Here is a 14,298-nt window from a genome sequence, read left to right as displayed (position 1 = left end):
TTTAAATAGTTGTAATGTTTATCACTGCATCTAAATTCAAGGGACCATAAATGTGAGGAAATTCCTGGTTAACCGAAGGAGCCAATTCGTACTTGAGCGGCGCTGTTAATTTGCTTTCATCGATATGAAGCAGCAATAAATCAGGTTGGTCTTTATAATAGCGTTGTAATACGCCTGCTACCTGTTCTTGTTTGCTGGTATGAATAAAGCCTTCCGTTGCTAACGAAGGTGCTTCGTAAAAACCTTTATCCAACGCTGCTTTCCAAGTAGGTTCGCTAACTACATGATAGATCATGGATCCAGTAAATTAGATAAGGAAATGAGTTCATTCATTTTGTAACGGTTACGGTCGTTATCAAAACATTTTGCCAGCTCTTCTAATAAGAACTGGATAATGCGGCGATTATTCATCGGCTTAAAGTAAGAAGTAGTAGGAGGCACAGAAATGCGCTTGAAGTAATTCTCTACGTCTTTATGAGAATAGATCTGTCCATTCAAAGGATCGATATAAAAATTTATTTTTTCGGATGCGTGACCGCCCGGGTTCATGATCTCGTAATGTGGATCGAAATAAGCTAATATAAATTGGCGGGGAATGTTGATCGCTTTTACTGGAATGTCCAATAATTCGGAAAGTATCAGGTAAATAATACCATTGGAGATAGCATTTCCTTTTTTAGTCTCCAGTGTTTTATTGATTAGAAAATCTTCGGGTTGTGTATAAGCAATTTCAACTCCACGTAGCTTGTAATAATTGTACAAAATACTTGTTACAACATTTATTTGTTCAAGTGGGGTTAGATAGCTGTTTAATTCCAGCCAGATATTGCGACGCAGTTTTTCTAATTCCTGTAACGGTTGCGTGCCGTTCATATCAGGATAATGATATTGGGCAGTAAGCAAAGCGCCTTGCAATAATTCATTGCTGCCTACTTTCCAATTCATAAAATCATCCGTAAGATCACGAAAGTGAAGCTTATGAATGATCGTTTCAATACGTTCCTGGATATCTTCGCTGGTGGTATTTTCCCAAAGATGTTCGAGATTAGGAATGATACCTTTTCCAAACGATATTATTTTATCGCTGATGGTATTATAGACCTCCTCATCGGGGTCATCTATTAAATGAAAAAGGGCTGTTATCTCTTTGTTCTCTACCAAAAGTGGGATTTTAAATTGAATTTCGTTATTCATATTTATATAACGATGTTAAAATTTTCCACAAGCGTTATTAACTTTTGAATGAGCAACAGGTACGATGATAGTAAAACATTAAAATCCGATATTGAAGAACAAAGAGCGTAAGGAAGCCGCTTAGTTATAGATTTTTGAGCTACGCATTACTTCACTTAATTTTGTTCACTTATAAAATTCTGAATAGGGTACTATGTTAAAAGAAGCAGGCATCGAAGGTGTGTATGTGGTTCATGCAAAGAAAGGATATGAAATGCAGGAAGCGCATATAAAAAAATTGTTTGCTCAAAACAAGCTTGAGTTTGAATTTGTAAGCGATGGAGATCCCTCATTATTCACAGAGGAATTATTAAGCAAGTATTTTATTCCGGAGATCAAAAGTGTGTTGCGGCAAGGTGTTGTTTCACTTACGCTCAACCAGATATTTTGTTATGAGAACGTTGTAAAGAATAAGAACAAATATGCTTTGATATTTGAAGATGATGTATTTTTCCTGGGAGATTTTTCTAAAAAAGTAACAGAAATTGCAAACGAAGCAGATCATTTGCCGCCCGGATTTATTATCTCTTTGGAAAATACCAATCTCAGGTTTCCATCTGTTTGGAAATTAAAAAAGGATAAACGCATATACGAAGCTTCTATTTCCCGTTGTGCCGGCGCTTATTTAATAGATCTTCAGGGTGCTAAAAATATATTGGAATATTTGAAGACGAATAAATGTTTTACTGTTATAGATCTTTGGATGAATACCTTGATAACGGATAAAGTCATCACCATGTATTGGGCGCATCCGCCTTTTACAGAACAAGGATCGCATAATGGTTTAATGTCTGCAACCATCTCATCCAATAAAAGAACAACATGGCGCAGGTTTCAATGGCTAAGCCAGAAATTCTATAAAATGTATATCAGCAGGTGGTTTAAATAGACCTTATGCTTTTTTCTTTCTCGCTACTTTTTTAGGTGGATTAGCTTTCAGCTCTTCAATGATAGCTTTTACTTCTTCAATGGTTAGGTCGGCAGCTTTCTCCTGTTGCTCTTTATTTAATTTATAGTTGCGTAAACCTTGTTTGATATAAGGTCCATAAGGCCCACGAAGAATTTGTATTTTTTCTTTTTCAAATATTTTGATGGTACGTTCTTCCTTTGCCTGGCGCTTCTCTGCAATCATCGGACCTACTTCTTCCAACTCAATCGTATAAGGATCCATTTCTTTATTCAAGGAATAAAATTTGCCGTCATGTGCAGCATAAGGCCCAAAGCGACCAATATTTACTGTTACATCTTTATCTTCAAATTGACCAAGGTTACGTGGCAGTTTAAAAAGGTCCAACGCTTCTTCCAGCGAAATGGTTTCAATGCTCTGCGTGGCTTTTAATTTTGCAAAGCGTGGCTTCTCTTCATCTTCTGCAGAACCAATTTGTACCATTGGTCCATAGCGCCCCATTCTTGCAATAATTGGTTTGCCGCTTGATTCATCAGTACCTAAGGCACGCTCACCTTTGGCACGCTCAGCATTTTCCAGCGTGTGTTCTACACCGCTATGAAAAGGCGTGTAAAATTCTTCCACCATATCATGCCATTTCATTTTGCCAACGGCGATTTCATCAAACTCTTCTTCAATATTAGCAGTGAAAGAATAATCCATCACTTTATCAAAATGCTGGTTTAAAAAATCAGTAACCACTAATCCCAGATCCGTAGGAAACAATTTAGATTTTTCAGCGCCGGTATTTTCCTGTTCAGTTTTCTTTTCAATATTATTATTCTTCAATTTCAGCACACGGTATTCTCTTTTTATACCTTCTTTATCTCTCTTTTCAACATAGCTTCTTTTAATAATAGTAGAAATAGTAGGGGCGTATGTGCTCGGGCGACCAATTCCCAATTCTTCCAGTTTCTTTACCAACGAAGCTTCTGTATAGCGGGCTGAATGTTTCGTGAATCTTTCTGTTGCCAGCATTTCTTTAAAATCCAATACCTGTCCAACCGTTAAATTAGGTAAACGACCTTCTTCATTTTCTTCGGTTTCATCGTCGTCATCTTTACTTTCCATATAAACTTTCAGAAAGCCATCAAATTTCAATACTTCTCCGGTTGCTGTTAAGTCTTGATTATTAGTACTGATATTGACCTTCGCAATTGTTTTCTCCAACTCAGCATCACTCATCTGGGATGCAATGGTTCTTTTCCAAATCAGCTCATATAATCTATTCGTATCTGCATCGTCAGAAGTTCTGTTCTCCATGTATGTAGGACGAATGGCCTCATGCGCTTCCTGCGCACTTTCATTTTTGTTTTTGTATTGGCGCAATTGTAAATATTTATCGCCAAAGCTCGATACAATCTCACTTTTAATATTATCAACAGCTGTTTCACTCAATGCAACGCTGTCGGTACGCATATAAGTAATCTTACCGCTTTCGTATAATTTTTGTGCCAGCAACATGGTTTTGCTAACGCCATACCCTAATTTCCTGCTGGCTTCCTGTTGTAAGGTAGAAGTTGTAAAAGGTGCCGCCGGTGTGCGTTTGCCGGGTTTTACCTGGATATCTCTTACGGTATATTTTGCATTGATACAGCTTTGTAAAAATTTTTCTGCATCTTCTGAAGAATTATATTTACCGCCTTCTGCTTTAAAATTTACTGCTTTATTATTAATATCATTGGCTGCAAAAATTGCTTCCAGTTTAAAAGAACTTTCCGGAACAAACTGGTTGATCTGTCTTTCTTTTTCAGCAATTAATTTCACCGCTACACTTTGCACTCTCCCGGCACTCAAGCCACCTTTCATGCCGATCTTCCTCCATAATACAGGACTTAATTCAAATCCTACAATTCTATCCAACACACGACGAGCTTGCTGTGCATCCACTAAATTCATATTAATGATACGTGGATTTTGTACTGCTTTTTGAATAGCAGGTTTAGTGATCTCGTGAAAAACAATGCGCTTGGTGGTTTTAGGATCCAATCCCAGCACTTCAGCCAAATGCCAGCTGATGCTTTCTCCTTCACGGTCCTCATCCGATGCTAACCAAACTTCCGAAGATTTTTTTGCCAGGCTTTTTAATTCTTTAACTACTTTTTCTTTTTCTTCAGGAACAATATATCGGGGCTCAAAATTATTTTTAATATCGATCCCCATTTCATTCTTTTCCAGGTCACGAATATGACCGTAACAACTTTTCACTTCAAAGTCGTCACCAAGAATTTTTTCAATGGTTTTTGCTTTTGCAGGAGACTCTACTATTAAGAGGTTTTTTGCCATAATCAGTTTACAATTTATCGTTATAACCGGCTCTGTGGTTGCGTTTTCAATAGTGCGAAAAATTAAATTATTCTCACATAAGAGTGCATTTTCCATGCAATCCTTCTTTAATGAATTTGATGCAATATTACTCTAAAATTGAAATATCAAAATTTTTCTTCCTCTACTTTCATATTAAAATCATATTTATTCGTGCATTTTTAAAATAAAAAATACAGTTTCTCCGTTAATAATTTACCGTACCTATACCTCAACCATGAGTGTATTATTTACAAAGCCGGAGTTCATTCTCCGGCTTTTTGTTTTTGTCTGAACGGAGATTTGTGGGATTTTTGTAATTAATATAGTTCGGTAATGGAAATAAGAAGAATAAGTATCGCAGAAAGTAATCTGGTAATTGAGTTGTTCAATCAATACAGGATATTTTATAAGCAGGCATCTAATATAGAATTGGCAAAGCAATTTATTGAGGAGCGATTGAATAATAATGAATCTGTGATCTTTCTTGCATTGGTAATAGAGAATAACAAAACAATTCCTGCAGGATTCACTCAATTATATCCAACTTATTCTTCTGTACGTACGAGCAAAAACTGGATATTGAATGATCTCTATGTAAAATCGGCTTACAGGAAACAAGGAGTAGGAGAGTTGCTGATAAAAACGGCCATGGATTTTGCTAAAGCAGGCGGAGCAAAATTTGTAGAGCTATCAACAGCAACAGATAATTACACTGCTCAAAGCTTGTATAAAAAAATAGGATTTGAAAAACAAAAACCCGATGACGAATTCTATTCTTATCGAATTACTTTATAAGATCATGGGATTATTTCAAATAATAAAAATTGAGTTCTTTCCAACTTAGAGAAATTATCATCACTAACAAATAATAAAGTATGATGTCCGTTAGATAATTTCGGACCTACTGTTACACCTTCTATATTATCGATAAAACGATGTAAAGAATCAAAGTTTAATAACAATTGTTTCTGTAAAGGGATAAACGGCTTTTGTTTATCTAAAGAAATAATATTGGATACGTTGCTTGCATTTTTTAGATCTGCTGAATACAATCTTACATTACAGGTAAATCTTCCCGTTGAGTAAGCTCTTTCTAAAACCAATAGCTTATCATTGCCTATATAAAGTATATCGGATACGCCATTGATCTTAAATGCATCTGCAGGAGTGGCAGGATAAGGCACAGGATCTATTTGATATGCATATTGAGCAATAGGCTGATGCGTGGTGTTATCAAACTTTAAAACCCGTATCCATGCCGAATCTGTATTATCAGCACGTTTCCCATCTTCGTATATCGGCTCTTCTACGCTGACAAAAACATTTTTAAAATTATCAGCAAATGATAATCCTTCAAAAACACCGTTATCTCTTGGACCTTTATCATCACTATTCATCAGCATGTTAGCAGGTAATGTAAAGATATCTTTATACAAACCTTGCTTATTAATAATAGTGATGGCTGGGTTTTCTAAAACAGTATCTCCTGTTTTTACTTTTCGTTCACCTTCGCTTGTCCAGGTAAGATCATCTTTTAAAGGGTTGTATCGTATGGCTTCCGGATCAGGCGTATGAAAAGCATCTTGTTTTGCATTAGGATAAACTCTTCCTTCTTTATCTAATAATGATTTAACAGCCGTTAATTGAACGCTGTCAAATGTTTTATCCGTAAAGTGAATTTTTGCAGTATAGAACCTTGCTGGATTTTTTTCGCTTTTATCATCAGAGATCAAATAATAAACATTCTGCTTTACATCGTAATCTATTCCTGATAAGCCGCCGACTGTGGTTCCTTTATATTGTAAAGCATTCGGCAGATCATATTCGCCAACAAATTTTAATTGAGAAACACTCGTTTCAATTTGCTGCGCAAAACAAGCATTGGTAATAATTAAACTAAGCAGTAAAAAATATTTCATTAACGTAAAGCTACAGTGCTTATATTATAAAACAGCTAATCAATTGTTATTAAAACGGCAAGATAGCTACTGCGATTTTGGAGCGTATACAAAACGAATTACACCACTGCTTTTTAGGTCCGATTTAATAGGTACTTCGTATCGGTTCGTTCCATCTGTTACGATCATTAATGCAGTATTCGGAGGAATCTCTCCCAAATTCTCTGCATACATGGTCAGTTCGTTGGTTGTTTTAGTGTTTACGTTTAATGTGATCGTAATAGGTTTTTCGCTCAGGCGTTGATGCGCCAGCAATAAACGGTCGTTATAAAAAAGTGAGATGCTGTCACCATCGATCACTCCATTATCATACAGGTCAATGCGGATGGTTTCATTATGTATCTCTACTGTTTTTAAAATATCTGTATATCTTTTTTCAAAACCATCATCCGGTATATCGGGAGTAGGATCTTTCTTTATACCATCAGAGGTATTATCGTATGGTTTTTTATCCTGTGGAGTAACTACAATATCTGTTGACGGTGCCGTTATAACAGGATCCTGTTTGGGTGCGATCTTAGGTGTGGGTGTTTTTGGTTTATTAATAGCAATATCAGTAGGGGCAGGGGCTTTTGGAGTAACTTTTTTAGGAGCTGTAAAAACAGTGCTGTTGGTTTTAGGTTTATTGTAAGCCGTAATTTGTTTTTTCAGCATTCTTCTTACCAGGGTGGTTCTTCCAAAACCACAATCACCTATTTGTCCGGGTGCCATTTTCCATCGTCCATTAAGTGTTTCTCCTTTTGCATCTTTTTGGTAAGTGAGAATATGAGTTTGCAAACAGTCTTGCCAGCCAGGAGGCGTTAAACCTTTGATACGTGCAGTTTCTGTTACAGTTACTGTTTTCGTTTTTTTATCATACCTGCCATCAACGGAACAAATAGTATAGTAAGACCTGTTTTCAAAATAACTGTATGAAAAGCCCGATACTAAAGCACCGGTTACTTCTAATTCCAGTACGTATTCTGTACTTCCTTCGCCAGTAGTCACTATGTCACCGTTTGAATTAAAAAAACCTCTCCATTGTCCATTGAACAGTTTGGCTCCTGTAGCTGTTTTATTTTTTGATGCAGGCGAATTTTTAGTTTGCCCATCTGCACAGTGTAATAATAATAGTAGTAAAAAAAAGGAAAGTATTCTTTTCATCATTGTCTTTGTCATCTTCTTGATCATCAATAATACGAGGTTACAGAGCAATAACAAAGTTATTTTAGATATATTTTTCCTTCGCTAATAGTTCGTTAAATTTGCGCCTCTAATACGGAGATATAAATATGATAAAGATCACACTGCCGGACGGTTCGATAAGAGAATATCAGCAAGGAACAACTTCTTATGATATTGCAAAATCTATTAGCGAAGGTTTGGCAAGAAAAGTGTTGGCTGCGAATGTAAACGGGCAGATATGGGATCTGAGCAGACCAATTAATACAGATTCATCGGTACAATTATTAACCTGGAATGATATTGCAGGGAAATCAACCTTTTGGCATTCTTCTGCGCATTTAATGGCAGAAGCTATTGAATCAATGTTCCCGGGCGTTAAGTTTTGGGTTGGTCCGCCATTGGAAACGGGTTTTTATTATGATATTGACCTGGGCGATAATAAAATCGAAGAAGAAGATCTGCGCAAGCTGGAAGTGAAAATGGCTGAATTGGCAAAACAAAATGAGGTGTTTCAACGAAAAGAGATCTCTAAAACAGATGCAATAAATTATTTTACTGAAAAAGGCGATGAGTATAAATTAGACCTGTTAAGTAACCTGGAAGATGGCAACATCACTTTATATACTCAAGGCAATTTTACCGATTTATGTCGTGGTCCGCATATTCCTAATACCGGGTTTATAAAAGGGATCAAACTAACCAATATTGCCGGTGCTTACTGGAAGGGTGATGAAAAAAATAAAATGTTGACACGTATCTATGGTGTAACATTCCCATCGCAAAAAGAATTGGATGAATATTTGGTTTTATTGGAAGAAGCAAAGAAACGTGATCACCGTAAACTGGGAAAAGAGTTGGAATTATTTGCTTTTTCTGAGAAAGTAGGAATGGGTTTGCCTTTATGGTTGCCCAAAGGCGCTATGTTGCGTGAACGTTTACAGCAGTTCTTACAAAAAGCACAAATTGAATCGGGGTATCTTCCGGTAATTACTCCACACATCGGGCATAAAAATTTATATGTAACATCCGGGCATTATGAAAAATATGGCAAGGATAGTTTTCAACCGATTCATACACCACAGGAAGGGGAGGAATTCTTTTTAAAACCGATGAACTGTCCGCATCATTGCGAAATTTATAAAACATCGCCACGTAGTTATAAAGACCTGCCTTTACGTTTGGCGGAGTTTGGAACTGTGTATCGTTATGAGCAACATGGCGAGTTACACGGTTTAACAAGGGTAAGAGGATTTACCCAGGATGATGCGCATTTATTTTGCATGCCATCACAGGTGAAAGAGGAATTTAAAAAAGTGATCGACCTGGTGTTATATGTTTTTAAATCATTAAGCTTTACAGATTACACTGCGCAGATTTCTTTGCGTGATAAAGATGACAGAAGCAAATACATTGGCAGTGAAGAAAACTGGACTATTGCAGAGCAATCAATTATAGAAGCCGCTGCAGAGAAAGGATTGAATACGGTGATTGAATATGGCGAAGCTGCTTTCTACGGTCCTAAATTAGATTTTATGGTGCGTGATGCCATTGGTCGTAAATGGCAATTAGGAACGATACAGGTTGATTATAATTTGCCGGAACGTTTTGATCTTACTTATATTGGAGAAGACAATGCCAAGCACCGTCCTGTAATGATACACCGTGCGCCTTTTGGAAGCATGGAGCGTTTTATTGCTGTATTGACAGAGCACTGCGCCGGTAAATTCCCATTATGGTTAACACCAACCCAGGTAAAGCTTTTGCCTATCAGCGATAAATTTTTGCCTTATGCCGAAAATGTTTTGCAGCAACTAAAAAATGCAGATATTCGTGCAGAGATTGATGACAGAAATGAGAAGATAGGAAAAAAGATACGTGATACTGAACTGGCCAAGATCCCTTATATGTTAGTGATCGGAGAAAAAGAAGTAAATGAAAACAAAGCAGCAGTAAGAAGGCAGGGGAAAGGTGATATCGGAGTACAAACTATTGCTGAATTTATTGAAATGATCAGGGAAGAAGTAGCAAGCCGAAAGGCGTTTGAATAAATTTGTATAACTTTAAAACAAAATTTTTAACTAAAATCTATTAATGGCATTTATACCGAATCAAAACAGAGGTGGCTTTAACCCTCGATTCAGAAAAGAACAACAACAGGAACACCGTACCAACCACATGATCAGAGTACCGCAGGTACGTTTGGTTGGCGATAATGTAACAGTAGGTGTTTATCCTACGCAGGAAGCTTTAAAGATGGCACAGGATCAAGCGCTCGATCTTGTAGAAATATCTCCCACCGCAGATCCCCCTGTTTGTAAGATCATCGACTATAACAAATTCTTATACGATAAAAAGAAGAAGGAAAAGGAAGTAAAAGCAAATTCCAAAACCAGTGAGGTAAAAGAAGTTCGCTTTACTCCCAATACAGACGATCACGACTTTGAATTTAAAACCAAGCATGCAGAGAAATTCCTGCAGGATGGTAATAAAGTAAAAGCACATGTACAGTTTAAAGGGCGCGCTATCATGTTCAAGGAAAGAGGAGAATTATTATTATTAAAATTTGCAGATCGCTTAAAAGATATTGGTGCATTAGAAGGAATGCCTAAGATGGAAGGTAAGCGTATGCAGGTGATGCTGGCTCCTAAAAGTCAAAAGAAAAAATAAATAATTGTATTGATATTCAATTGAAAGAGAAGCAAACTGCTTCTCTTTTTTTATTTATAGAATTAATCCTACATAAAAATCGTCTTGATGTAGATCAAGAGCGTGTAGTTTAAATAAGACAAATATCAATGTCGTTTACTACAAAAAAGGCTTTTCCCTCACTCTATCTTTGTGTTACAATATTGATGATAAGAACAACACATGAACTACAGTCCAAATGAAAGTTGAAATAGCCGGTTACGATGTTTAGAACTTTAAAATCCATGATCAAAATCCAACATCCGTAAAGAACCTTTTTAAAACGTACCTAAAAAAACTGTAATCGGCTATTTCACTTTAAAGATCCAATATTGAAAAACCAAAAACCAATGTTCAAACTGAAAGCCCAATCCAAACCGATGAAAACTAAAAACTTAAAATTCAAGATCCAGGATCCATGTTCTTATGAAAAACCAGGACGATCCAAATTAGAAAGCCCGTTTTTAGCCGGTATCCGTTGAAAAAACCAAATCCGAAAGCAATTGAAAACGTATCCATTGAAATTGAATCCAGACCAATGAAAAATTTTGAAAATCCAATTTTGAAAAAACCGGTTTTTAGTCCGTGCCCGTGAGTAGGATAAACGTAACCTATGAAGTAAGATGCCTCTTAAAGTATTTGGCCTTGCTAAACCAATGATTGAAAAACACATGTTATTACAAGAAAAGATTTGACTGAAGTCCTGAGCCCAAATGAAAACAAGGTTCTGAAAGTCAAAAACACTTTAAGAGAGAAGCGTGGCTTCTCTCTTTTTTATTTGGAAAAATTATTACCAGATCTTTATTCTTTCCTTTTCCGGCTTATACATTTTATCGCCCGGTTTAACATCGAATGCTTTGTAAAATGCATCCAAATTATTTACAACGCCGTTTACTCTATACTTAGAAGGAGAGTGCGGATCGATAACAATTAATTGCGCCATCATTTGCTGTACAACTTTTATTCTCCATACTTGTGCAAAGCCCATAAAGAAACGTTGGTCGGGGGTTAAACCATCAATTTTTTGTGTTGATTTTCCCTGTGGTGTTTTTTTAAAAGCTGCATAGGCAATATTCAAACCGCCAAGATCGGCAATATTTTCGCCTAAGGTCAGTTTGCCATTTACATGCAAGCTGTCCATTACTGTAAACGCATCGTATTCATCCGCTACTTTATCAGCATACGATTTAAATTTTGTAGCATCTTCTTCCGTCCACCAATCGTTTAAGTTCCCGTTCAGATCAAATTGTCTTCCTTCATCATCAAAGCCGTGCGTCATTTCATGTCCGATCACACTGCCGATTGCCCCATAGTTAACAGCATCATCTGCCGTGAAATTGAAGAAAGGAGGTTGTAAAATAATTGCCGGAAAAATAATGTCGTTTGATGACGGAGCATAAAAAGCATTTACGGTTTGCGGCGTGGTTCCCCATTCGGTTTTATCAACCTTTGTTCCTAATTTTTTTGCACGGTATTGATAATTCCATTCGCTGCAACGGCGCACGTTTCCTAAAAGATCAAATTTATTAATGACAACACCATCATATGTCTTCCATTTATCCGGATAGGCTATTTTTTTACCCATTGCTTCCAGCTTTGCCAATGCTTTTTGTTTTGTAGCATCGCTCATCCAGTCTAACTGTTGTATCCTTTCTGCAAATGTTTCCTGTAAGTTATTTACCAAAGCTATCATGCGCTGTTTTGCTTCGGGCTTAAAATAATTGGTAACATATACCTGGCCTATAATATCGCCTAAGCTGCCATCTACTAAATTACTGGTGCGTTGCCAGCGGGGCGATAACTCTTTTTGCCCGGTTACTGCTTTATTAAAAATAAAACGACGATTTACAAAATCAGCGCTTAAATAAGGTGCTGCGTTTTTAATAATATTCCATTGAAGATAAGTTTGTAATGTGCTGACAGGAGTTACTGCTAACACACTGTCTGCAAATTGAAAGAACCCGGGATTGTTTACCACCAAACTATCCTGTTTAGCTGTTATCAGCATTTTAGCAAACAATATTTTCCAATCAAGATGAGGAGTTGTTTTGCTGAGATCACCCTCATAAAATTTATTGTAAATTTTATGAGGGTCTCTTAATTCTACTTTACTGAAATGATGTGTTGCCAGTTTTGTTTCTAATTCAAGAATGGCGTTGGCTTTGTTGATTGCAGTTGTTGAATCATCGCCAATTAATTTAAACATGTCGATTACATAAGACAGGTATGCTTTGCGGATGGCTACCGTTCTTTCGTCTGATTTCAGATAATAATCTTTATCGGGTAATGTAAGTCCGCCCTGGCGCAGAAAGGGGACATATTGTGTGGTTTCTTTATTGTCTATTTCAATGGAAAAATCAAATAGCGGATTGGCAATGCCTTTAGTACGTTCTGTTGCAATAAGGTTTATAATATCATCCAACGTTTTTGTTGCAGCAATCTCCTCCAGATCTTTTTTAATTGGAGTAAATCCTAACTTTTCTATTCCTGCACTATCCATACCACTTGTATAAAAATCTCCCAGCAATTGATTATTTCTTGATACCATGCTGTTTTTGGCTGCATCCTGTAATATGGTTTTTACAATTTTGGTTTTTTCTTCATCAATAACAGCAAAGCTGCCCCAGAATAATTTTGATGGCGGAATGGCGGTGCTGTCCATCCACTTTTTGTTTACGTAATCAAAAAAATTGTCACTTGGTTTTATAGTTGGGCTGAGGTCTTTTAAATCAATTGGTTTAGTACTTTGAGAAAAGCTTGCTGTAGATAAAAGAGATACAAGCAAAAGTGTTAGTAAGACTTTATGCATAAGATGGTAGTTTTTTCAAATTTATGGAGTAAATAATTATGGAGTAAAAGAATTGGTTGAGCGGTTTAAATAGTATTATAATGGCTTACTCAAGCTCGCCTGACAAGAGTATAAGCATTGAAAATAAAAGTAGTAGCAAAGCTATTTTTGTATTTCCGCCTATTTTAACAATAATATGCCTGTCAGTCTGAGCGTGGAAAAGACTGACTTAATTTAAAAAAGCCGATTTATTATATCTGTCGACAGGCTGCGGGATGGAAGCGGAAAGCCCGCTGAAGACCTGTGCGTTGGGCTGTGTCGGACTTGCAGCGGACAGACCGAACAGCTGTTGATAAGCGCCTAAAGCTCACAGCCCCAAATTTTTCCAGTATTAATTACTAATTATCAATTAAACTCATTACCTTTGCCGCCCGAAAAGAAGTTCTCTTTTTACACATTTCCCACATGGCTCAAAAAGCGATTTCCGGTGAAATCCGCCAGCAGGGAGTAACTATAACAAGTTATATAATGCCAAAAGTTAAAACCAACTCAAGCGCAAAAAAGCGCTTTAAAGTTACCGGTACCGGTAAAATTACCTTTCAAAAGGCTTTCAAACGTCACATTCTTACTAAAAAATCAACCAAGCGTAAACGCAATATGCGTAAAGATGGTGTGGTTAGCGATCCTAACTTACATTTTGTAAAACGTTTGTTGAGACTGAAATAATTCAGTTAAACTTTATTCATTAAAATTTAAAAACATTAAGATATGCCACGTTCAGTAAACGCCGTTGCCAGCAGAGCCCGTCGTAAAAGAATATTAAAAGCCGCTAAAGGATTTTACGGTAAACGTAAAAATGTATATACCGTTGCTAAAAACGTTCTTGAAAAAGGACAAACTTATGCATACGTTGGTCGTAAAGTTAAAAAACGCGACTACCGTGCTTTATGGATTGCACGTATCAACGCTGCTGTAAGAGCAGAAGGTATTACATACAGCGAATTCATTCACAAATTAGCAGTTAAAAAGATCGATCTGAATCGTAAAGTGTTAGCTGACTTAGCTATGAATGAACCAGAAACATTCAAAAAATTAGTTGATTCAGTTAAATAATTATTTACTGTAAAAGATACTATCAGCCGGATGTGAAAAAATCACATCCGGTTTTGTTTTTAGAATGTTCCATTCAACTACATTTGTACCCGAATTAAAAAACC

At 36.6% G+C, this 14,298-nt stretch carries 12 protein-coding genes; 6 read left to right on the top strand and 6 right to left on the bottom strand.

All coding sequences use genetic code 11. The annotated features are described in order from the left end of the window. Position 1: 1 nt before the first annotated feature. Both K9M53_RS11305 and K9M53_RS11300 read right to left on the bottom strand, forming a co-directional pair. Positions 2-295: a DUF952 domain-containing protein gene (locus K9M53_RS11305; RefSeq protein WP_224014930.1), complete on the bottom strand. Its 294-nt coding sequence runs from the start codon at positions 293-295 to the stop codon at positions 2-4. Then, on the bottom strand, positions 292-1,194 hold the full coding sequence (locus K9M53_RS11300; RefSeq protein ID WP_224014928.1) for a transglutaminase-like domain-containing protein: 903 nt from the start codon (positions 1,192-1,194) through the stop codon (positions 292-294). Before K9M53_RS11300 ends, K9M53_RS11305 begins: the two co-directional genes overlap by 4 nt. A 193-nt stretch (positions 1,195-1,387) precedes the next feature. Here K9M53_RS11300 and K9M53_RS11295 point away from each other — a divergent pair, with 193 nt between their 5' ends. Continuing rightward, entirely contained in the window at positions 1,388-2,122 is a 735-nt protein-coding gene (locus tag K9M53_RS11295; RefSeq protein WP_224014926.1) for a glycosyltransferase family 25 protein, read from the top strand. A 3-nt stretch (positions 2,123-2,125) separates the two neighbouring features. On the opposite strand, the gene topA is transcribed toward K9M53_RS11295, so the two are convergent. Beyond that, complete coding sequence (gene topA, locus K9M53_RS11290) at positions 2,126-4,465, bottom strand: type I DNA topoisomerase (RefSeq protein WP_224014924.1); 2,340 nt, start codon at positions 4,463-4,465, stop codon at positions 2,126-2,128. Positions 4,466-4,819: 354 nt separating this feature from the next. On the opposite strand from topA, the gene K9M53_RS11285 reads away from it, so the two are divergent. After that, positions 4,820-5,281, top strand: a complete 462-nt coding sequence (locus K9M53_RS11285) for a GNAT family N-acetyltransferase (RefSeq protein ID WP_224014922.1) — start codon at positions 4,820-4,822, stop codon at positions 5,279-5,281. Positions 5,282-5,283: 2 nt separating this feature from the next. Here the strand turns inward: K9M53_RS11285 and K9M53_RS11280 are convergent, their stop codons facing one another. Then, positions 5,284-6,405 carry an esterase-like activity of phytase family protein gene (locus K9M53_RS11280; protein WP_224014920.1) on the bottom strand — a complete coding sequence of 374 codons (1,122 nt, stop codon included), beginning with the start codon at positions 6,403-6,405 and terminating at the stop codon, positions 5,284-5,286. A gap of 66 nt (positions 6,406-6,471) precedes the next feature. Continuing rightward, entirely contained in the window at positions 6,472-7,590 is a 1,119-nt protein-coding gene (locus K9M53_RS11275; protein WP_224014918.1) for a hypothetical protein, read from the bottom strand. Between the two features lie 125 nt (positions 7,591-7,715). Here K9M53_RS11275 and thrS point away from each other — a divergent pair, with 125 nt between their 5' ends. Continuing rightward, positions 7,716-9,656: a threonine--tRNA ligase gene (gene thrS, locus K9M53_RS11270; RefSeq protein WP_224014916.1), complete on the top strand. Its 1,941-nt coding sequence runs from the start codon at positions 7,716-7,718 to the stop codon at positions 9,654-9,656. Between the two features lie 43 nt (positions 9,657-9,699). Then, a complete protein-coding gene (gene infC / locus K9M53_RS11265; protein WP_224014914.1) occupies positions 9,700-10,275 on the top strand; it encodes a translation initiation factor IF-3 in 576 nt (191 codons plus the stop codon). Between the two features lie 808 nt (positions 10,276-11,083). On the opposite strand, the gene K9M53_RS11260 is transcribed toward infC, so the two are convergent. Then, complete coding sequence (locus tag K9M53_RS11260; RefSeq protein ID WP_224014912.1) at positions 11,084-13,102, bottom strand: M13 family metallopeptidase; 2,019 nt, start codon at positions 13,100-13,102, stop codon at positions 11,084-11,086. A gap of 444 nt (positions 13,103-13,546) precedes the next feature. Here K9M53_RS11260 and rpmI point away from each other — a divergent pair, with 444 nt between their 5' ends. Then, a complete protein-coding gene (gene rpmI / locus K9M53_RS11255) occupies positions 13,547-13,807 on the top strand; it encodes a 50S ribosomal protein L35 (protein ID WP_449265789.1) in 261 nt (86 codons plus the stop codon). Positions 13,808-13,849: 42 nt separating this feature from the next. Then, on the top strand, positions 13,850-14,194 hold the full coding sequence (rplT, locus tag K9M53_RS11250) for a 50S ribosomal protein L20 (RefSeq protein ID WP_224014910.1): 345 nt from the start codon (positions 13,850-13,852) through the stop codon (positions 14,192-14,194). Positions 14,195-14,298: the final 104 nt, after the last annotated feature.

It is taken from the genome of Ferruginibacter albus (assembly GCF_020042285.1).
GTDB lineage: Bacteria > Bacteroidota > Bacteroidia > Chitinophagales > Chitinophagaceae > Ferruginibacter > Ferruginibacter albus.
This window is presented reverse-complemented; position numbering and strand designations above follow the sequence as displayed.